This is a genomic window from Rathayibacter sp. AY1B5, from assembly GCF_002932795.1.
Classification (GTDB): Bacteria; Actinomycetota; Actinomycetes; order Actinomycetales; family Microbacteriaceae; genus Rathayibacter.
Map to the genome: position 1 here is coordinate 14,015 of NZ_PSWM01000025.1, position 17,878 is coordinate 31,892.

Genomic DNA, 17,878 nt, shown 5'->3' on the forward strand with positions numbered 1-17,878 from the left:
CCGCGCATCCCTCATACCCGCTTCGTGTCGCGGCGGAAGAAGAACACCGTGCCGCCCAGGAGCAGACCGAGCCAGACGAGTGCGTCGACCAGGGCGCCCAGGTCGAACCCCTCGCCGGTGAGCGGCGCCCGCGCGAGCTCGCTGATCCCGTAGACCGGGGTCAGGGCGGCGATGCTCTGCATGAATCCGGGCATGCTGCTCACCGGGTAGAAGAGGCCGCCGAGGAACGCGAGGACCACGATGACCAGGCTCGTGATCTGCGCCGCGTTCTCGCCCGGCACCATGTAGCCGACCATGAGGCCGAGCGTCGTGAAGACGGCGCTCGCGAGCAGCCAGCCGGTCAGTCCGGTCGCGACCCACTGCACCGCCGAGAGCTCGATGCCGCTGGCGGCGCCGACCGCGAAGGTGGCGACGACGGCGAGCAGGCCCAGCACCATCCCGGCGATCATCTTGATCAGCACGTTGACCACGGGGTTCAGCGGGGTGAGCCGCAGCTGCCGGCTCCAGCCCTGCGCGCGCTCGACGGCGACGGCCGCCCCGGTCTGCGTGGCGGACATCATCGCCCCGTACATCGCCATCGACACCATGATGAACGCGGCGACCGAGACGCCGCCCGCCGCGATCGGGGTCGCGGTCAGCGGCTCGTCGCGGAGCGGATAGCCGACGATGAAGAACATCAGCACCGGGAAGAGGAGGGTGAAGAAGAGCGTCCGGCGGTTCCGCAGCCGCCGCAGGATCTCGATGCGCAGGTAGGTCGTGGTGAAGCCTCCCAGCGCCGGCGAGCGGCGGTCGAGGCGGACGCGGTCGGCGGCGGGGGTCGTGGCGGTCATGCGGACGCTCCTTCGGAGGTGAGGGCGAGGAAGACGCTCTCGAGGTTCTGGGCGGTGATCTCGACGTCGCAGGCTTCGGTGCGGGTGAGCAGGTGCCGGGCGAGAGCGTCGGAGTCGTCGGTGTGCACGGCGATCCGGTCGCCCTGCGCCTCGACGCTGGAGACCCGGGGAAGGGCGGCCAGGGCGGCGAGGTCGGCGCCGGGGAGGGTCGCGTGCACGATCCGGCCGGAGACGAGGTTCTTGATGCTGCTCGTCGTCCCGTCGGCGACGATCCGGCCGCGGCTCATCAGGACGATGCGGTCGGCGTACTCGTCCGCCTCCTCGAGGTAGTGCGTCGCGAAGAGCACGGTGCGCCCGCGCGCCGCGTCGGTGCGGATGGCGTGCCAGAACGCGCGGCGCCCCTCGACGTCCATGCCCGTCGTCGGCTCGTCGAGCAGGAGCAGGCCGGGATCCGGCAGCAGCGCCATCGCGAACCGGAGCCGCTGCTGCTGGCCGCCGGAGCACAGCCCCACGCGGCGGGAGGCGAGCTCGGCGATTCCGGCGCGCTCCAGCACCTCGTCGATCGGCCGGGTGTCCGCGAAGAGGCTCGCGGTCAGCTCCAGGGTCTCGTGGACGCTGAGGTCCTTGAGCAGGCCGCCGGTCTGCAGGACGGCCGAGACGAGTCCGTGCGCGACGGCCGTGCGCGGCGGGCGCCCGAACACCGTCACCTCGCCGGTGTCCGGGGCCGAGAGGCCCAGGAGCATGTCGAGGGTGGTGGTCTTGCCCGCGCCGTTGGGGCCGAGGAAGGCGACGATCTCGCCGGGGCGGACGGTGAGGTCCACCCCGGCCACAGCAGCGACGGAGCCGAAGCTCTTGGTGAGGGCGGTCGCCTGCACGGCGAGGTCGGTCGAGGTCATGTCCTCAGCCTGCCGAGGCGCCCGCCCGAGTGCCCCGGTCCTCTGTCACCGATGGGGCGTGACATCCGTCACCCCTCGTCCCGGCTCGGGCGCTGGGGCGGGCCCGGCCGGCGGGCAGCGGTCAGACCGCGCAGCCCGCGAAGAGCACGTCGTCGGAGGAGACCAGGTCGTGGAGGGTCAGCAGCCGGTCGAGGTCGTGCCCCGCGGCCAGCGCGTTCGCGCGCTCGGCCGAGGTCTGCGGGGCGAGGCGCCCCTCCATGACGCCGCCGAGGGCGCGGACGGCGCACGCGGCGACCACTCCCTCCGGGGTGCCGCCGATGCCGAGGACGAGGTCGACCCGGCCCGCGGGGTCGGCCGCCTCGATCGCAACCGACACGTCGCCCTCGCCGCGCAGCTCGAGCGCGACTCCGGCTCCGCGCAGAGCCGCGATCAGCCCGGCGTGGCGCGGCTTGTCGAGCACGACGACGACCAGCTCCGCGACGGGCTTCCCGAGCGCCGCCGCCAGCCGTGCGGCGTTCTCGGCCGGAGGGAGATCGAGCGAGACGGCGCCCCGGCCCGGTCCGGAGCAGACCAGCTTGTCCATGTAGAACACGTCGCGCGGGTCGAACAGCGTGCCGCGCGGGGCGAGCGCGATCACGCTCACCGAGCCGGGGAGCCCCTCCGCCGTGAGCCGGGTGCCGTCGAGCGGATCGACCGCCACGTCGCAGGAGGGAGCGGAGGCGCGGCCGAGGCGCTCGCCGTTCGCGAGCATCGGGGCCTCGTCCTTCTCGCCCTCGCCGATCACGACGACGCCGTCGAACGGAGCGTCGGCGAGCACGGCGCGCATCGCCGCGACCGACGCCTCGTCCGCCGCGACCTTGTCGCCGCGCCCGTACCAGCCGCGCGCCGCCTCGGCCGCCGCGCGCACGGCGGCGGCCACGGCCTCCTGCAGCTCGGCCGGGTAGGCGGGCGACGCGATCAGCCGCAGGCCGTTCATGCGCGGGCGGGCTGGGCGGTCGCGGTGCGGACCAGCCGCTCCAGGGTGCGCAGACCGTCGGAGGAGAGCACCGACTCCAGGTGCCCCTGCACCGACGCGACGTGCTCGCCCCGCAGGGCGTTGACCACTCCCGTCTCCGGGTCGACCGAGACCTCGAGCCCCAGCCGGGGCGTGCGCGCGACGCCGGGGGCGACGGAGGAGAAGGTGTTGTAGAAGCCGATGGCCGCGTCCTCGCCGAACACGTCCACCGCCAGGCGCACGCCCTGGCGGGGCGCGGGCAGCGGCTCGACCGGGAGGCCCGCCAGCAGCGACAGCATCTGGTGGCTGAGGCAGACGGCGAGCATCGGCCGCTCCGCCTCGAGGCGCGCGGTCATCAGCGCGCGCAGGTGCGCGATGCGCGGCTCGGAGGCGTCGCGGGGGTCGCCCGGGCCGGGACCGAAGACGACGAGGTCGTCGCTCAGCACGTCGGCGACCTCGGACCAGCGCTCGACCCGGGCGTCCATCCCGAGATGGCGCAGCTGGTGGGCGAGCATCGTCGTGAACTGGTCCTCGTTGTCGACGATCAGCGCGGTGTGCCCGGCGAGGCCGGCGATGTGCTCGGGCGCCTGAGGTCGGAGCCAGAACGAGGCGAGCCGCTCGTTGCGCGCCTCGAGCGCCTCCTGCACGCCCGGCTGCGCGTTCAGATCGATGGCCGGGGGCACGTCGCGGTGCGGCAGGAGGCCCAGGGCGGAGAGGACGCCCGACGCCTTCGCGCGCGTCTCGGCGACCTCGCCCTCGGGAGTGGAGTGGCGGACGAGGGTCGCGCCCGCCGGCACGGTGAGGCGGCCGTCCGCGCGGAGGTAGGCGGTGCGGATGAGGATGGGGGCGTCGACCGTGTAGCCGTGCTCCTCCGGCTCGAAGAGGGCGAGAACGCCGGAGTAGTAGCCGCGCGGCTCCTTCTCGTACTCGGCGATCACAGCGCACGCGTTCTCCATCGGCGAGCCGGTGACCGTGGGCGCGAACATCGTCAGCCGCAGGACCTCGCGCACGTCGAGTCCGGTGCGGCCCTCGAGCAGGTACTCGGTGTGGCTGAGCCGCGACATCTGCTTGAGGAACGGGCCGAGGATGCGGCCGCCGTCCGGGCAGACCGCGCTCATCATCTTCATCTCCTCGTCCACCACCATGAAGAGCTCCTCGCTCTCCTTGACGTCGGCGAGGAACGCGAGCACCTCCTCCCCGGTGGGCCCGGCCGCGGGGTGGCGGAAGGTGCCGCTGATCGGGTTCATCATGGCGACGCCGTCGCGCACCGAGACGTGGCGCTCGGGCGTCGCGCCGACGGCGGTGACCGTCTGCGCGCCGCCGACGCCGGGCGTGTGGATAGCGAAGGTCCAGTACGCGCCGGACTCGTCGGTGAGCAGGCGGCGGAACCAGGCCAGGACCGCCTCGACGGGCGGCGCGTCGGTCTGCGCGACGAACGCGCGGTTGATGACGAAGTTGGCGCCCTCACCGCGCCCGATCTCGTCCTCGATCACCCGGCGGACGATGTCGGCGTACTCGTCGTCCGGCACGTCGAAGCCGCGCTCCTCCACCGGGATCTCCCGCTCGGGCAGCAGCCGCAGCACCTCCGCCAGCGGGACGCTCTCGCGCTCGCGCACCACGAGGTTGCGCAGCGGGGCTCCGTCGTCCTTCGCCGCGAAGCCGCGCTCGCGCACCTGCCGGTAGGGCACCAGCGTCAGCACGTCGTCGCCGTCGAGCGGGATGTCGGCCAGGCCCTCGACGTCGAGCACGTCGCCCGTGAACACGTCGACGGCGTCGCGGCCCTGGCGGAGGACCACCGCGAACGGCAGCGTCCCGTCGGAGGCGAGGATACGGGAGAGGAGCGAGGTCATCGTGGTCCTTGAATCGGGTCGTGCCCCACCCGGGCCCTGACATGCAGAACGACCGCCCGGAGGAGGCGGTCGCGTGCGAGGGGTCTGCGCGTCGGTCCGCCTAGGAGGCGGGCCACCAGGGGCTTCGGATCGACGTGCGCACGCGGCGAGTCTAGGGGAGAGCCGGGCGGCGGCCAAGCGGTGTCAGGCGGCCGGACGCTCGGTCGGCTCGCCCCGCAGGGTCCGGAGCAGGAGGGTCGCGCCGGCCGTCGCAGCGGGGGTGGCGACGACGGCGCCCCCGGGGATGAGGAACGCGAGGTAGACGGCGATGCCGAAGCCGAGGGAGACCGCGCGGTGCTCGCCGAGGAGGCGCCGCCGGTCGCGGAGGGAGAGGCCGCGGGCGTCGCCCGCGAACCCGGTGAGCTCGAGCGCGAGGGCCCTCCCGCCGACCAGAGCGCCCGCGACGAGCCCGACGATCGAGCCGACCAGCGGCACCAGGCCCAGCAGCACCAGGACCACGCCGATCCCGAGGGAGGTGGCGACCAGCACGGCGGAGTCGCGGAGCCCGCGGCCGACCCCCTGCCAGAAGGTGCTCTCGCGCTCGTCGGGCACGCCGCCGAGGTCGTCCTCGACCCGCCGCCAGATCCGCTCGTAGAAGGGGTCGCCGACGAGCAGGGTCACCGCGGCGAAGAGGACCACCCCGAGGGCGAGCACGGCGCCGACCACCGCGATCGAGAGCACCAGGCGGACGGTGGAGGCCGTGCCCTCGTCCCAGCCGTCGGCGAACGGGGTGAGCGCGGTCACCGCGTCCTGCACCCGCGTGAGCACCAGGACCAGCACGCCGACGAAGACCAGGCCGACGATCAGGGGCGGGATCGCGCCGAGGAGCATCGCCCGCGGCGAGCGGACCCAGGTGCGGAAGCCGCGGAGGAAGAGCCGGGCACCGAGGCCGAGATCGCGGAGGACGCTCATCCCCTGATCCTCGCAGGTGGGCCCGGAGCGGTGGTCCGGCAGGACGCCCGACCGCACGGACCGGCGCGGAGCCTCACACCCGCTCGAACGGAGCGAGCAGTCCCGCCATCGCCTTCGTCCGCGGCGCCGCGTACTCGTCGCGCCGCGAGGTGCTGACGCCCATCGCGACGAGCCCCTCCACCAGGCGCACCGCTGAGGCGACTCCGTCGATCACGGGCACTCCCAGCTCCCGCGAGAGGTCGCGGCACAGGTCCGCCATCCCGGCACAGCCCAGCACGATCGAGTCCGATCCGTCGACGGCCAGCGCCTCGGCGCACTCCGCCAGGATCGCGCGACGGGCGCCGGAGCGGGGGTCGTCGAGCTCGAGCACCGGGATGTCGCAGGCGCGCACCTGACGGCAGGCGTCGCCGAACCCGGCACGGCGGGCGATGTCCCAGGCGCGGCCGCTGGTGCGCGAGAGCGTGGTGACGACGCTGAAGCCCCGGCCGACGAGCGCGGCCATGTGCATGGCCGCCTCGGCGATCCCCACGACCGGGCCGCTCGCGATCTCGCGCGCGGCGTCGACGCCCGGGTCGCCGAAGCACGCGATGACCGCGCCGTCGCTGCCGACCGCCTCCGCCCGGGCGATCTCGTGCAGGACGCCGGGGACGGCGAGCGCCTCGTCGTAGTGGCTCTCGATCGACGCCGGACCCATCGGCGGGGTGACGGCCGTGATCTCGGTGCCGAGCGAGGCGACGGAGCGGGCGGCCCGGCCGATCGCCGCGGTCATCGCGGTGCTGGTGTTCGGGTTGACGACGGTGATGCGCATGGCGGTTCCTCGGTTCGGGTGCCGGGAGGGGGGAGGGACCCGCCCGGCCGCCGGTCCGCGCGGTGCGGAGCGGACGGTGCGGATCCCTCCTCCGTTCCGATCGTTCAGACGGTCGAGCCGTCGCTGACGTTCTCGAGGTCCTCGTCGAGGCGCCCGATCCGCGGCGCGCGCCGCTCGAGCACGGCCATCGCGACGAACCCGAGCCCGCAGCCGAGGAACCAGCTGTAGTCGCCGAGCCAGGTGAACTCCGCGCCTCCCGCCTCCGCGATCCAGCGCGGCACGAGCACCGAGGCCACGGAGGGCACTCCGCCGATCACGGTCGCCCAGACGGCGTTGGGGTTGAAGCCGCGCGAGAACCAGTAGCGGCCCTTCTCGCTCATCGTGTAGAGGTCGTCGACCCAGACGCGCTGGCGGCTGATCAGGTAGTAGCCCGCGATGAGGACGCCGAACAGCGGTCCGATCAGCGCGCCGAGGATGCCGAGCGTGTAGTGGATGGCGGTGTCGTTCGAGTACCAGTTCCACGGAGTGAGCAGCACCGAGCCGACGGCGGCGATCATGCCGCCCATCCGCCAGCTGATCTTCTTCGGGTTGACGTTCGAGAAGTCGAACGCGGGGGAGATGAAGTTGGCGACGATGTTGATGCCGATCGTCGCGATGACGAAGGTGAGCCCGCCGAGGAGCACGGCGAACCAGGTGTCGATCCGCTCGACGGTCTCGATCGGGTCGGTGATCAGCTCGCCGAAGACCGGCACGGTCGCCGACGCGGTGATCACGGTGAGGAGGGAGAAGAAGAGGAAGTTGATCGGGAGGCCGAGCAGGTTGCCGCGCTTCACGGCGCCGTAGCTGCGGGCGTACCGCGAGAAGTCGCCGAAGTTGAGCATCGGGCCCGAGAAGTAGGAGACGACCAGGGCGACGGCCGAGATCATCACCGGCACCGCGGCGGCGAGGTCGAGCGGCTCGCCGGAGCCGAGGGTGAGCGAGATGTTCTCCCAGCCCGCCTGCGACACCAGGTAGACGGCGAGCACGAGCATCACCACGTAGACCGCCGGTCCCGCCCAGTCGATGAAGCGGCGGATCGACTCCATCCCCCGCCAGAACAGCGCGGCCTGCGCGACCCAGAGGATCGCGTAGGAGAGGTAGCCCAGAGCCGAGAGTCCGAGGAACGACGCCTCGGGCGTGTTCAGGGCGGCCATGCCCGGGAAGAACTTGAGGAAGACGATGTTCAGCGACTGCGCCGCCAGGTAGGTCTGCACGCCGTACCAGGCGATCGCGATCAGTCCGCGGATGATCGCGGGGATGTTCGCGCCGCGGACGCCGAAGATCGCGCGGTTGATGACGGGGTAGGGCACGCCGGTGACCTGGCTGGGCTTGGCGACCAGGTTGCAGAAGACCTGCACGATCACGATCCCCACCACCAGGGCGACGAGCACCTGCCAGCCGGCCAGGCCCAGCGCGAAGAGCGAGCCCGCGGTCACGTACCCGCCGACGCTGTGCACGTCCGACATCCAGAACGCGAAGATGTTGTAGCTCGACCAGCGCTGCTTCCGGAGCGGGGCGAGGTCCTCGTTGGAGAGGCGGTCGTCGTAGCCGGCGCTCGCCGCGGCGGCGGGATCCGGATCGACGGGGGGAGCGGTGACTCGGGGTGCGGTGACGCGGTCGGACATGGGTGGATCCACCTCTCGGGCGGTCGTGCGCGGAGCGGCACGGAGCGGATGTGTCAGGGTGGTCGGGGCGACCGGCCGAGGAGGCGGGGCGTCGCGGGGAGCGTTCCGAGTGAAGTGATCACTTCACGCGGGCCACGCTACGAGTCGGGAGGCCGCCGCTCGTTTCGGCTCCGTTACGGCTGTGTGACGATCCGCGAGAGGGGACGGGCGATGCCCTCCGACGACATCGCGCCCGACGAGGCGGCCGCCCGCGCGATCGCGGACGGGGCCGGACTCGGTGCCCGGCTGCGGGAGCTGCGGCTCTCGGCGGGCCTGTCACTGAAGGCTCTCGCCGGACGGCTCGGCATCTCCGTGAGCGCCGTCTCGCAGATCGAGCGCGGAGCGATGCAGCCCTCGGTCGGCCGGCTGATCGCGCTCGTGGACGCGCTGGGGGTCCCGCTGTCCGCCGTGTTCGACCAGGGCGCGTCGGCGCCGGTCGAGACCGCGGTCGTCCGGGCGCGCGAGTCGGCGCCCGTGGCGCTCGAGGGCGGAGTGCTGTTCCGCCGGCTGGCGCCGCGTCCGCTGGACGCCGTCGACTTCTTCGAGTCGACCTACCCGCCGGGCTCGACCTCGACGGCGCACCGGCAGCTGCTCCGCCACGACGGGTTCGAGATGGGGACGGTGACGCTCGGGGAGCTGACGGTGGAGTTCGAGGACGAGACGGTCGTCCTGGGGCCGGGCGACGCCATCACGTTCCCGTGCGAGCGGCCGCACCGCATGGTCAACACGGGCTCGACCACGGCGATCGCGACCTGGCTGATCGTCCACCGCTGACACCGCGCCGGTGCTTCGCGCCGGACCCCTGGTGGCACCATCTGGGTATGGGACTCTGGTCCTCGCTCCTCCACAACGGGCGGACGACCGTCTCCTGTCCACACCCCGGTCGGGATCGGGGCGCGCCGGGCCCTCGGTGTCGGTACCGCCTGGTGGGCTGGTCTCCTCGACCGAGGGGTGCGGAACGTGGAGGACCGGATGGACGGCAGGAACGACGAGGGGTGCCCGCGCTGGTGCGCGGGCGAGCACGACGAGCTGGTCGCGGCGGGGGAGCGTCTGCACCGCTCCGCGGCGAGCTCGCTCCCGGTGGTGCTCTGGGCGGGCGGAGACGGGGCCGCGGGTGCGACGGTGCACGTCTCCCTGTGCCGCCCGGGGGAGTCGGGGGAGGACAGGCTCCGCCTGGAGGCCGACGGGCTCGGCGAGGTCGACCTCGATCTCAGCTCGGGGTCGCGGCTGGCCGGCGCGGTGCTGCGGCTACTCGGCGCCTCGTGAGGTGCGCGGCGGGTCGGGCGGGAGGAGGTCCGTCAGCTCGATCTCGAGCGCCTCGCAGAGCGCGAGGAGGGTGTGCAGCGTGGGGTTCGCGGGCGAGCCGGGCTTCGACTCGCCCTTCTCGAACTTCTGGTAGGTGTAGCCCGCGAGCCCCGCCGCGTGGGCGATCCGCTCCTGGCTGGCGCCCTTGGCGATGCGGGCCCGGTGCATGTTGGTGCCGAGCTCGCGGGCGTAGGTCGCCCAGTCGCGCTCGGGAGTGGGTGTCGACATGCCCGCCAGCTTCGGAGAAGTTCGGCCGCGGGTCAGCCATACAGGGATGGGAAATTCGCGGTGGTCATACCCGGGTGGCCACCGGCGGGGCCTCCGGAGCCCCGAGGGCCCGCTGGCGGCAGCGCCTAGTATGGCCGGGTGCCAGTGAACCCCGAACTCGTCGGGCGCGTCTTCGCGCCCACGGAGCCCTACCAGGTGGGGCGCGAGAAGGTGCGCGAGTTCGCCCGCGCCGTCTCCGCGACCTCCCCCCTGCACCACGACGTCGAAGCCGCCCGCGCCGCCGGGCACCCCGACCTCGTCGCTCCGCCCACCTTCGCCGTCGTCGTGCAGGAGTTCACGCTCCAGCAGCTGCTCGCCGAGCCCGACGGCGGGATCGACTTCAGCCGCGTCGTGCACGGCGACCAGCGCTTCGTGCTGTCCCGTCCGGTCGTCGCCGGCGACGAGCTGACCGCGACACTCTCGGTCGCCGCCATCAAGAAGCTCGGCGCCCACTCGATGGTCACCACCGAGTCCCGCATGGTCGACGCGAGCGGCGAGCACGTCGTCACCGCGATCTCGACCCTCGTGGTCAGGGGAGACGAATGAGCACTGCACTGCCCGCCCTCGACGAGCTGAGCGTCGGCCAGGTCGTCGCCGAGAGCAGCTTCCCGATCGACCGCGGCACCCTGGTGCGCTACGCGGGCGCCTCGGGCGACTTCAACCCCATCCACTACCGCGACGACGTCGCCGCCGAGGTGGGCCTGCCCGGCGTGCTCGCGCACGGCATGCTCACGATGGGCACGGCGGTGCAGGTCGTCGTCGACTGGGTCGGCGACCCCGGACGCGTGGTCGACTACCAGGTGCGCTTCACCCGCCCCGTCGTCGTGGACCCGCGCGACGGCGCCGCGATCGACGTGGTCGCCAAGGTCGGCGCCGTGAACGCCGAGGAGGGCTGGGTCCGTGTCGACCTCGCCGTCTCGGTCGAGGGCCAGTCCGTCCTCGGCAAGGCCCAGGCCCGGGTCCGACTCGCGTGACCTCCGCGCCGCGGCTCTCCGCCCTGACCACCCTCCGCGTCGGCGGACCCGCCGAGCGACTCGTCGAGCCCGCCACCGAGGCGGAGCTGGTCGAGACGCTCGTCGGCCTGTGGTCGGACGACGAGCCGTGGCTGCTGCTCGGCGGCGGCTCCAACCTCCTCGTGGGCGACGACGGGGTCGAGGGCACGGTCGTGCGCGTGCGCACCACCGGCGTCGAGCGGCTCCCCGCCGACGAGCCGGGGCGCGTGCTCCTGCGGGTGCAGGCGGGCGAGTCCTGGGACGGCCTCGTCGAGACGACCGTGAAGCGCGGCTGGGCGGGCCTCGAGGCCCTCAGCGGCATCCCCGGCACCGTCGGAGCGTCTCCGGTGCAGAACATCGGCGCCTACGGCCAGGAGCTCTCGGACACGCTGGTCGCGGTGGACTTCCTCGACGAGGGCGCCCGCGAGCCCGTCCGGCTGACGGCGGAGGAGCTGCAGTTCGCCTACCGCACCTCCGTGATCAAGCAGGGCCGCCGCGGCGCGGTGCTGGCCGTCGAGTTCGCGCTCGAGGAGGTCGGCGCCGAGGGCGACGGCACTCCCGTCGCCTACGGCCAGCTGGCGTCGGCGCTCGGAGTCGCTCTCGGCGACCGCGTGCCGCTCGCGCGGGTGCGCGAGACCGTCCTGGCGCTCCGCGCGGGCAAGGGCATGGTCCTCGATCCGGAGGACCCCGACACCGCGAGCGCCGGCTCCTTCTTCACCAACCCGCTCGTCACGAGTGCGTTCGCCGACTCCCTGCCGCCCGAGGCGCCGCGCTGGCCGGTCGAGCCGACGGCGGAGGCGCCCGTCATCACTCCGCTCGCCGCGGTCGAGGCCGGAGCGCCCGTCGGGCTTCCCGTGCCTCCCCGCGCCGACGGTCTGGTGAAGCTCAGTGCCGCGTGGCTGATCGAGCACGCCGGCGTCTCGCGCGGGTTCGCCCTGCCCGGCTCGCGGGCCGCCGTGTCGAGCAAGCACACCCTCGCCCTGACCAACCGCGGAGGAGCGACGGCCGAGCAGGTCGCCGAGCTCGCTCGGTACGTCCAGGGGCGCGTCCTGGCGGAGTTCGGCGTGCTGCTGCACCCCGAGCCCGTGGTGGTCGGCATCGCGGTCTGAGCCCGCGGGGTCTGCGAGAGCAGGCCCCGTGCTCCTGAGGACGCGCGCTCCTCGGCCGCGGCCTCCTCCGCCTCAGCTGTCGCGGCGGATCCAGCGGAAGCCGAAGCGGCAGGCGACGAGTCCCACGACGAGCCAGATCCCGAGCACCAGCGCGACGCCGCCGAGGTCCCACGACCCGTTGACCTCCGCCTCCTCGAACCCGCTCGGCAGGAACACGGCGCGCATGCCCTGCGCGATCCACTTGAGCGGGAAGACGCTGGCCGTGTTCTGCAGCCAGTCCGGCAGCGTCGTGAACGACAGGTACGACCCGGAGATGAACTGCAGCACGAGCAGCGGCGGCACGATCACCGCGGTCGCGCTCTTGCCCGAGCGGGGCAGGGCGGAGACGGCGATGCCGAGGATGGCCGACGTCGCGACTCCGGCCAGGTAGACCCAGGCGAAGGTCGCCCAGCGCCCGCTGTCGGTGGGCAGCGCGACCGAGAACACCGTCGCCGCGACGAGGAGCAGCAGGGCCGTCTGCGCGAGGCTCGTCACGAGCACCTGGCCGAACTTGCCGATGAAGTAGCTGAAGACCGGCAGCGGTGCTCCCGCGAGGCGCTTGAGCGTGCCGTCGCCGCGCTCGACCGCGATGTCGACGCCCAGGTTCTGGACGCCCGAGAGCAGGATCCCGGCCGCGGCCAGGCCCGGCACGTAGTACTCCGCCATCGGGATGCCCGGGTCCTGGGGGTTCGCCTGCATCACCGCGGTGTCGCCGAACGCGACCGAGAAGATCGTCAGGAGCAGCACCGGGAAGAGGAAGGTGAAGAACACCTGGTCCGGAGCGCGGAAGTACGAGCGGATCTCGTAGCGGGCCCGGGCGAGTCCGAGGCGGACGGTGCGTCCCGGACCGGTGGAGAGGGTGCGGGGGCGGGTGGCGGCGGCGGTCACGCGGGCTCTCCGATCAGGTCGACCGCGTCGCGGTCCTCGCGGATGAGGTCGAGGTAGATGTCCTCGAGGCTGGGGCGGACGACCTCGAGGGCCGTCGGCTCCCCGATCCGGGAGTGGAGCTCGGCGACGGTCCGGGCGGGCTCGGTGGTGCGCAGCCGGTGCAGCACGCCGTCCTCGCGCCACTGCACGATGGGGACGCGCGCCTCGTCCCCTCCGATCGCGCTCATCGGGCCGAGGGCCAGGAGCCGCCCACCGGAGATCACGGCGGCGCGGTCGCCGAGGCGGGCGGCCTCGTCGAGGTAGTGCGTGGTGAGCAGGATGGTCGTGCCCTCGCTCTTGAGCAGGGCGATCAGGTCCCAGAAGGAGTGGCGGGCCTCGGGGTCGAAACCTGTGGTGGGCTCGTCGAGGAACACCAGCTCGGGGCGGCCGATGATGCCGAGGGCGACGTCGACGCGTCGGCGCTGGCCTCCCGAGAGGCGGCCGATGCGCGAGCGAGCCTTGGACGTCAGTCCGACGGCCTCGATGGTCTCGTCGACGTCGCGCGGTCGCGGGTAGAGGCCGGCGAAGTGCGCGATCTGCTCACGGACCGTCGCGTTGCCGGACTCGCCGCTGGACTGCAGGACGATGCCCAGTCGCGCCTTCCACGCCAGGTCGCCGTGGCGCGGGTCGACCCCGAGGACCGAGACCTCGCCGCCGGAGCGGTCACGATAGCCCTCGAGGATTTCGATCGTCGTCGACTTGCCGGCGCCGTTCGGGCCGAGGAGCGCGAAGGTCTCGCCCCGGTGGATGTCGAAGGAGACTCCCGCGACCGCCGGAGCGCCCCCGTAGTCCTTCCGCAGGTCGCGGACTCGGACGGCGTGGTCTTCGCTCATCGTCACAGCGTGCCCTGTCGAACCCCTCCGGCGACAGTGATCCCTGATTTCCGCCTCCCTCTTGCCCTGCCCGCCCCGAGATGGCAGGCACCCTTCATCTGTCGGACAGGCCGGGGGCAGTCCCCGCGATCACCGTGCGAGCGGTGACCGGCGATCCGCGTGTCAGCGGATCGTCGTCCGCGGTACGCATCCCGCTCTCTGCGACGCTCCTGCGTCGTCGAGCCGACCGCGGCCGATCGACGACGCAGGAGGAGAGGGTCTAATCGGTGCCGAAGAGCTTCTGCAAGCGGCGCACGCCCTCGAGGAGCGCGTCGTCGCCGAGGGCGTAGGAGAGGCGGAGGTAGCCGCTCGGTCCGAAGGCCTCGCCGGGGACGGTGGCGACCTCGGCCTGCTCGAGGATGAGGTCGGCGAGCTCGAGGGAGGTCGTCGGGGTGGTGCCGTTCCACTCGCGGTTCAGCAGTCCGTTCACGTCGGGGTAGACGTAGAACGCGCCGCCCGGGGTGGGGCACTCGATCCCGTCGATCGCGTTCAGCTCGGCGACGATGGTGCGGCGGCGGCGGTCGAAGGCCAGGCGCATCTCCTCGGCCGGCTCCTGCGGTCCCGTGAGGGCGGCGATCGCGGCGCGCTGCGAGATGTTCGAGACGTTGCTCGAGAGGTGCGACTGGAGGTTGGAGGCCCCCTTGATCGCGTCGGCCGGGCCCACCATCCATCCCACGCGCCAGCCGGTCATCGCGTAGGTCTTCGCGACGCCGTTGACGAGGATCGTCCGGTCGCGCAGGGCGGGCACCGCCTCGACGATGGAGGTCGCGCGCTCGAGCGGGCTCGCGTCGTCCTGGTCGCCGGTGGAGTAGACGAGGTTCTGGTAGATCTCGTCGGCGATGATCCAGAGGCCGTGCTCCTCGGCCCACTCGCCGATCTCGCGGGTCTGCTCGGCCGAGTAGACGGCGCCGGTGGGGTTGGAGGGGGAGACGAACAGGAGCACCTTCGTGCGCTCGGTGCGCGCGGCCTCCAGCTGCTCGACCGTGACCAGGTACCCCTGGTCGGCTCCCGCGAACACGTCCACCTGCACGCCGCCGGCCAGCTTGATCGCCTCGGGGTAGGTGGTCCAGTAGGGGGTCGGCACCAGCACCTCGTCGCCGTCGTCCAGGAGGGTCTGGAACGCCTGGTAGACGGCCTGCTTGCCGCCGTTGGTGACCACGACCTGCGACGGGTCGACGGCCCATCCGGAGTCGCGCGCCGTCTTCTCCGCGATGGCCGCGCGGAGGTCGGGGAGGCCCGCGGCGGGGGTGTAGCGGTAGTTCCTCGGGTCGAGCACGGCGGCCGAGGCGGCCTCGACGATGTGCTCGGGAGTGAGGAAGTCGGGCTCGCCGGCGGCGTAGGACACGACCGGTCGGCCCTGGGCCTGGAGGGCCTTCGCCTTGGCGTCGACCTTCAGAGTGGCGGACTCGGCGATGGCGGCGATGCGGGCGGAGATGCGCGTGGTGGAGGACACGACGGCCAGCGTATCCTGCGCGCGCACGGGGCTCCGAGGCCCCCCGCCGCTCGGCTGGACACGCCCTGCGGGTCCACGTACACTCGTCCGAGGTAGTCGATCTCTGCCCTCATCCACAGCGCCCGCGAGGGTCGCGGCGGTGGGGCGGCGGGTCGGTCTCCTCCTCGGATGCTCGCAACGGCATCCATAGGGCGGTGGCTCAATTGGTAGAGCAGCGGTCTCCAAAACCGCAGGTTGCAGGTTCGAGCCCTGTCCGCCCTGCACATCGATGCCCGTCGCACGCGGTCCCCGCGACGCTGCGGTCATCGGTCCAGGGCCGCCCATGACGGGCGGTCGGCCACACCGGAGGTTCCGGTGCGGGAAAGGTGCGTGCAGGTGGCCGGGAAAGCAGTCGACGAGCCGAGCGAGGACGTCGTCGCGATCGCCAATCAGCAGCGAGCCGCGCGGCGCAACCCGTTCGCGCGCATCGCCCTCTTCATCCGGCAGGTCATCGCCGAGCTGAAGAAGGTCGTGACGCCCACCCGCAAGGAGCTGGGCAACTACGTCGTGGTCGTGCTGATCTTCGTCGTCATCATGATGGCGCTGGTGTCCTTCCTCGACTGGGTGTTCGCCCTGGCCGTGACCTACGTGTTCGGCACACCCGCCGCCTGACCCGAGAGCATCCGGGCCGCGCGAGCGGAGGGTGCCGGCGACAGCGGGACGCGCCCCGAGGGGCGCGACCGATCGATCGAGAGAGAGTTGTGACGAGTGTCTGACAGAAACCGCGACGACGTCGACTGGGCGACGGCTGCCGAGCAGTCGTCGGAGGTCGAGGAGGAGCAGGAGGGCGACGTCCAGTCGCAGGCCGAGGACGCCGTCGAGCCCGCCGAGCAGGGTGCGCTGAGCATCATCGACGAGAACGAGTCCGAGGACGACCTCGCCTCCGACCTCGAGGCCGCGCTGGACGCCATCGGCTCCGTCGACGACCCCGAGGCCGACTCCGCGGTCGACGAGGCCGCGCACATCGACACCGTCGAGGAGGCCGAAGCGGCCCTCGAGGCCGTCGAGGACGAGGCCGAGGTCGCCGCCGAGGACGCCGAGTCCGCCGGAGAGGACCTCGCCGACATCGACCCGTACGAGGCCTTCCGCACCGAGCTGCGCGGCAAGCCGGGCAAGTGGTACGTCATCCACTCCTACGCCGGCTTCGAGAAGCGCGTGAAGTCGAACATCGAGAACCGCAAGGTCTCGCTCGAGGCCGAGGACTACATCTTCGAGGTCCAGGTCCCGATGGAGGACGTGGTCGAGATCAAGAACGGCCAGCGCAAGATGGTCACCCGCGTGCGCATCCCCGGCTACGTGCTGGTGCGCATGGACCTCAACGAGGACTCGTGGTCGGTCGTCCGCCACACCCCTGGCGTCACCGGCTTCGTGGGCAACGCCCACAACCCGACCCCGCTGCGCTTCGAGGAGGCCTTCACGATGCTGAAGAGCCTCGTCGAGATCAAGGACGTCGCCCCCTCCAAGACCGCCGGCGCCAAGGGCCAGAAGCAGGCCCAGCGCGTGCTGCCCGCCGAGGTCGACTTCGAGATCGGCGAGACCATCACCATCAAGGAGGGCTCGTTCGCGGGTCTTCCCGGCTCGATCAGCGAGATCAAGCCCGAGAGCGGCAAGCTCACCGTGCTCGTCTCGCTCTTCGAGCGCGAGACCCCGGTCGAGCTGTCGTTCGACCAGGTCACCAAGCTCTAGTCCGTCGGACCCGCGTCGACGCCCTCTCCGCTGCGGCGGAGGGGGCGTTCGTCGTCTGCGGCGTCGTGCCCGGAGCCGCCCGCGCGACCTGTGGTGTGTGCGATCTGCAGGTGTTCCGCGCGACCGGTGCGATCTGCAGGCGTTCCGCGCGACCGGTGCGATCTGCAGGCGTTCCGCGCGACCGGTGCGATCTGCAGGCGTTCCGCGCGTGGGAGCGCTTTCCTCCGCCTGAACGGTCAGCCGTGGTCGAGATCCCCTGCACACGGCACAGCCAGCCCCCTGCAGATCGCCCACTTACCTGCAGATCGCACGCACTCCTGCAGATCGCGCGCACCCCTGCGGATCGGACAGTTGCCCGCGGAGGGCGCCGCGGGCGGACGGTGCCCGCGCCCTGTCGGGGGTGGCCCCGCTCGTGTAAGCTCGTACGGGTTTTCGTGTCGGCGCCCGCCTCTGTGCGCGCCGGACGACCCTCCTCCACCGCGATCCGGCACCGTCGGATGCGCGGGAGAGCGGCCGGGAGCCCCCGACCGCTCGAACCCTGAGAAAAGGAATCAGAATGGCCCCCAAGAAGAAGGTCACCGGCCTGATCAAGCTCCAGATCAAGGCCGGCGCGGCCAACCCCGCGCCCCCGATCGGTCCGGCGCTCGGTCAGCACGGCGTCAACATCATGGAGTTCTGCAAGGCGTACAACGCGCAGACCGAGTCGCAGCGCGGCAACGTCATCCCCGTCGAGATCACCGTCTACGAGGACCGCTCGTTCACCTTCGTGCTGAAGACCCCGCCCGCGGCGGAGCTCATCAAGAAGGCCGCCGGCGTCGCCAAGGGCTCCTCGACCCCGCACACCGTGAAGGTCGCGAAGCTCACGCAGGCGCAGGTCCGCGAGATCGCCGAGGCGAAGCAGGTCGACCTGAACGCCAACGACATCGACGCCGCCGCGAAGATCATCGCCGGCACCGCCCGCTCGATGGGCATCACGGTCGAGTAGCGCGAAGCGCTGCTCGACGGCGGCAACCCCGCGCTCACCAGCGTGGACTCGCCGCGGAAGCCTCGAGAACGCGACCGCGACCCCTCACCGGTGTCGCGCGCTGCACCTCGAGGACCTCTGCGCACGCTCCGCCTCCCGCGAGCAGCACTCACGGCCGCGATCGCGGCACCAC

19 protein-coding genes and 1 tRNA gene are annotated in these 17,878 nt (G+C 72.4%); 9 read left to right on the plus strand and 11 right to left on the minus strand.

Going from position 1 to position 17,878, the window contains the following annotated elements; genetic code table 11:
- Window positions 1–11: 11 nt before the first annotated feature.
- The 7 genes from C5D44_RS14150 to C5D44_RS14180 all read right to left on the minus strand — a co-directional run bounded on the left by C5D44_RS14150 (window position 12) and on the right by C5D44_RS14180 (window position 7,993).
- Window positions 12–830, minus strand: a complete 819-nt coding sequence (locus C5D44_RS14150; RefSeq protein ID WP_104282039.1) for an ABC transporter permease — start codon at window positions 828–830, stop codon at window positions 12–14.
- Window positions 827–1,726, minus strand: coding sequence for an ABC transporter ATP-binding protein (locus C5D44_RS14155; protein ID WP_104282040.1), 900 nt, complete (start codon window positions 1,724–1,726; stop codon window positions 827–829). Before C5D44_RS14155 ends, C5D44_RS14150 begins: the two co-directional genes overlap by 4 nt.
- Before the next feature lie 121 nt (window positions 1,727–1,847).
- The gene (locus C5D44_RS14160; RefSeq protein WP_104282041.1) at window positions 1,848–2,702 is read right to left on the minus strand and encodes a fructose-bisphosphatase class II family protein; all 855 of its coding nucleotides are present in this window, start codon (window positions 2,700–2,702) and stop codon (window positions 1,848–1,850) included.
- A complete protein-coding gene (locus C5D44_RS14165) occupies window positions 2,699–4,570 on the minus strand; it encodes an anthranilate synthase family protein (RefSeq protein WP_104282042.1) in 1,872 nt (623 codons plus the stop codon). The genes C5D44_RS14160 and C5D44_RS14165 overlap by 4 nt, the downstream gene beginning before the upstream one ends.
- A 183-nt stretch (window positions 4,571–4,753) precedes the next feature.
- Window positions 4,754–5,521 (minus strand): EI24 domain-containing protein, encoded by a 768-nt coding sequence (locus C5D44_RS14170; protein ID WP_104277359.1) that lies wholly within the window; start codon window positions 5,519–5,521, stop codon window positions 4,754–4,756.
- A gap of 73 nt (window positions 5,522–5,594) precedes the next feature.
- Window positions 5,595–6,329, minus strand: a complete 735-nt coding sequence (locus C5D44_RS14175; protein WP_104277360.1) for an aspartate/glutamate racemase family protein — start codon at window positions 6,327–6,329, stop codon at window positions 5,595–5,597.
- A 104-nt stretch (window positions 6,330–6,433) separates the two neighbouring features.
- On the minus strand, window positions 6,434–7,993 hold the full coding sequence (locus C5D44_RS14180; protein ID WP_104277361.1) for an NCS1 family nucleobase:cation symporter-1: 1,560 nt from the start codon (window positions 7,991–7,993) through the stop codon (window positions 6,434–6,436).
- Between the two features lie 210 nt (window positions 7,994–8,203).
- Between C5D44_RS14180 and C5D44_RS14185 the strand changes: the two genes are divergently transcribed.
- A complete protein-coding gene (locus tag C5D44_RS14185; protein ID WP_104277362.1) occupies window positions 8,204–8,806 on the plus strand; it encodes a helix-turn-helix domain-containing protein in 603 nt (200 codons plus the stop codon).
- A 198-nt stretch (window positions 8,807–9,004) separates the two neighbouring features.
- Complete coding sequence (locus C5D44_RS14190; RefSeq protein ID WP_104277363.1) at window positions 9,005–9,298, plus strand: DUF6907 domain-containing protein; 294 nt, start codon at window positions 9,005–9,007, stop codon at window positions 9,296–9,298.
- Here the strand turns inward: C5D44_RS14190 and C5D44_RS14195 are convergent.
- A complete protein-coding gene (locus C5D44_RS14195) occupies window positions 9,281–9,565 on the minus strand; it encodes a helix-turn-helix domain-containing protein (protein WP_104223625.1) in 285 nt (94 codons plus the stop codon). The two genes, C5D44_RS14190 and C5D44_RS14195, sit on opposite strands and share 18 nt — an antisense overlap.
- Before the next feature lie 138 nt (window positions 9,566–9,703).
- Between C5D44_RS14195 and C5D44_RS14200 the strand changes: the two genes are divergently transcribed.
- From C5D44_RS14200 to C5D44_RS14210, 3 genes are read left to right on the plus strand one after another with little or no spacing between them, the layout of a single operon-like run.
- Complete coding sequence (locus C5D44_RS14200; RefSeq protein WP_104227045.1) at window positions 9,704–10,150, plus strand: MaoC family dehydratase N-terminal domain-containing protein; 447 nt, start codon at window positions 9,704–9,706, stop codon at window positions 10,148–10,150.
- Entirely contained in the window at window positions 10,147–10,578 is a 432-nt protein-coding gene (locus C5D44_RS14205) for a MaoC/PaaZ C-terminal domain-containing protein (protein ID WP_104282043.1), read from the plus strand. Before C5D44_RS14200 ends, C5D44_RS14205 begins: the two co-directional genes overlap by 4 nt.
- Window positions 10,575–11,705, plus strand: a complete 1,131-nt coding sequence (locus tag C5D44_RS14210; protein ID WP_104282044.1) for a UDP-N-acetylmuramate dehydrogenase — start codon at window positions 10,575–10,577, stop codon at window positions 11,703–11,705. Before C5D44_RS14205 ends, C5D44_RS14210 begins: the two co-directional genes overlap by 4 nt.
- Before the next feature lie 72 nt (window positions 11,706–11,777).
- On the opposite strand, the gene C5D44_RS14215 is transcribed toward C5D44_RS14210, so the two are convergent.
- The 3 genes from C5D44_RS14215 to C5D44_RS14225 all read right to left on the minus strand — a co-directional run bounded on the left by C5D44_RS14215 (window position 11,778) and on the right by C5D44_RS14225 (window position 15,005).
- A complete protein-coding gene (locus C5D44_RS14215; RefSeq protein ID WP_104277367.1) occupies window positions 11,778–12,632 on the minus strand; it encodes an ABC transporter permease in 855 nt (284 codons plus the stop codon).
- Entirely contained in the window at window positions 12,629–13,504 is an 876-nt protein-coding gene (locus tag C5D44_RS14220) for an ABC transporter ATP-binding protein (protein WP_104277386.1), read from the minus strand. The genes C5D44_RS14215 and C5D44_RS14220 overlap by 4 nt, the downstream gene beginning before the upstream one ends.
- A gap of 259 nt (window positions 13,505–13,763) precedes the next feature.
- On the minus strand, window positions 13,764–15,005 hold the full coding sequence (locus tag C5D44_RS14225) for a pyridoxal phosphate-dependent aminotransferase (protein ID WP_374953942.1): 1,242 nt from the start codon (window positions 15,003–15,005) through the stop codon (window positions 13,764–13,766).
- A gap of 179 nt (window positions 15,006–15,184) precedes the next feature.
- Between C5D44_RS14225 and C5D44_RS14230 the strand changes: the two genes are divergently transcribed.
- From C5D44_RS14230 to rplK, 4 genes are all read left to right on the plus strand, one after another.
- A tRNA-Trp gene (locus C5D44_RS14230) sits at window positions 15,185–15,257 on the plus strand.
- Between the two features lie 114 nt (window positions 15,258–15,371).
- Window positions 15,372–15,647 carry a preprotein translocase subunit SecE gene (gene secE / locus C5D44_RS14235; RefSeq protein ID WP_068208793.1) on the plus strand — a complete coding sequence of 92 codons (276 nt, stop codon included), beginning with the start codon at window positions 15,372–15,374 and terminating at the stop codon, window positions 15,645–15,647.
- Between the two features lie 96 nt (window positions 15,648–15,743).
- Window positions 15,744–16,721 (plus strand): transcription termination/antitermination protein NusG, encoded by a 978-nt coding sequence (gene nusG / locus C5D44_RS14240; protein WP_104277368.1) that lies wholly within the window; start codon window positions 15,744–15,746, stop codon window positions 16,719–16,721.
- A gap of 556 nt (window positions 16,722–17,277) precedes the next feature.
- The gene (gene rplK / locus C5D44_RS14245; protein ID WP_104223632.1) at window positions 17,278–17,706 is read left to right on the plus strand and encodes a 50S ribosomal protein L11; all 429 of its coding nucleotides are present in this window, start codon (window positions 17,278–17,280) and stop codon (window positions 17,704–17,706) included.
- Window positions 17,707–17,878 lie beyond the last annotated feature (172 nt).

Coding starts and splice junctions, on each gene's coding strand:
- C5D44_RS14150 (WP_104282039.1), bottom strand. CDS start 830: ATGACCGCCACGACCCCCGCCGCCGACCGCGTCCGCCTCGACCGCCGC.
- C5D44_RS14155 (WP_104282040.1), bottom strand. CDS start 1,726: ATGACCTCGACCGACCTCGCCGTGCAGGCGACCGCCCTCACCAAGAGC.
- C5D44_RS14160 (WP_104282041.1), bottom strand. CDS start 2,702: ATGAACGGCCTGCGGCTGATCGCGTCGCCCGCCTACCCGGCCGAGCTG.
- C5D44_RS14165 (WP_104282042.1), bottom strand. CDS start 4,570: ATGACCTCGCTCCTCTCCCGTATCCTCGCCTCCGACGGGACGCTGCCG.
- C5D44_RS14170 (WP_104277359.1), bottom strand. CDS start 5,521: ATGAGCGTCCTCCGCGATCTCGGCCTCGGTGCCCGGCTCTTCCTCCGC.
- C5D44_RS14175 (WP_104277360.1), bottom strand. CDS start 6,329: ATGCGCATCACCGTCGTCAACCCGAACACCAGCACCGCGATGACCGCG.
- C5D44_RS14180 (WP_104277361.1), bottom strand. CDS start 7,993: ATGTCCGACCGCGTCACCGCACCCCGAGTCACCGCTCCCCCCGTCGAT.
- C5D44_RS14185 (WP_104277362.1), top strand. CDS start 8,204: ATGCCCTCCGACGACATCGCGCCCGACGAGGCGGCCGCCCGCGCGATC.
- C5D44_RS14190 (WP_104277363.1), top strand. CDS start 9,005: ATGGACGGCAGGAACGACGAGGGGTGCCCGCGCTGGTGCGCGGGCGAG.
- C5D44_RS14195 (WP_104223625.1), bottom strand. CDS start 9,565: ATGTCGACACCCACTCCCGAGCGCGACTGGGCGACCTACGCCCGCGAG.
- C5D44_RS14205 (WP_104282043.1), top strand. CDS start 10,147: ATGAGCACTGCACTGCCCGCCCTCGACGAGCTGAGCGTCGGCCAGGTC.
- C5D44_RS14220 (WP_104277386.1), bottom strand. CDS start 13,504: ATGAGCGAAGACCACGCCGTCCGAGTCCGCGACCTGCGGAAGGACTAC.
- rplK (WP_104223632.1), top strand. CDS start 17,278: ATGGCCCCCAAGAAGAAGGTCACCGGCCTGATCAAGCTCCAGATCAAG.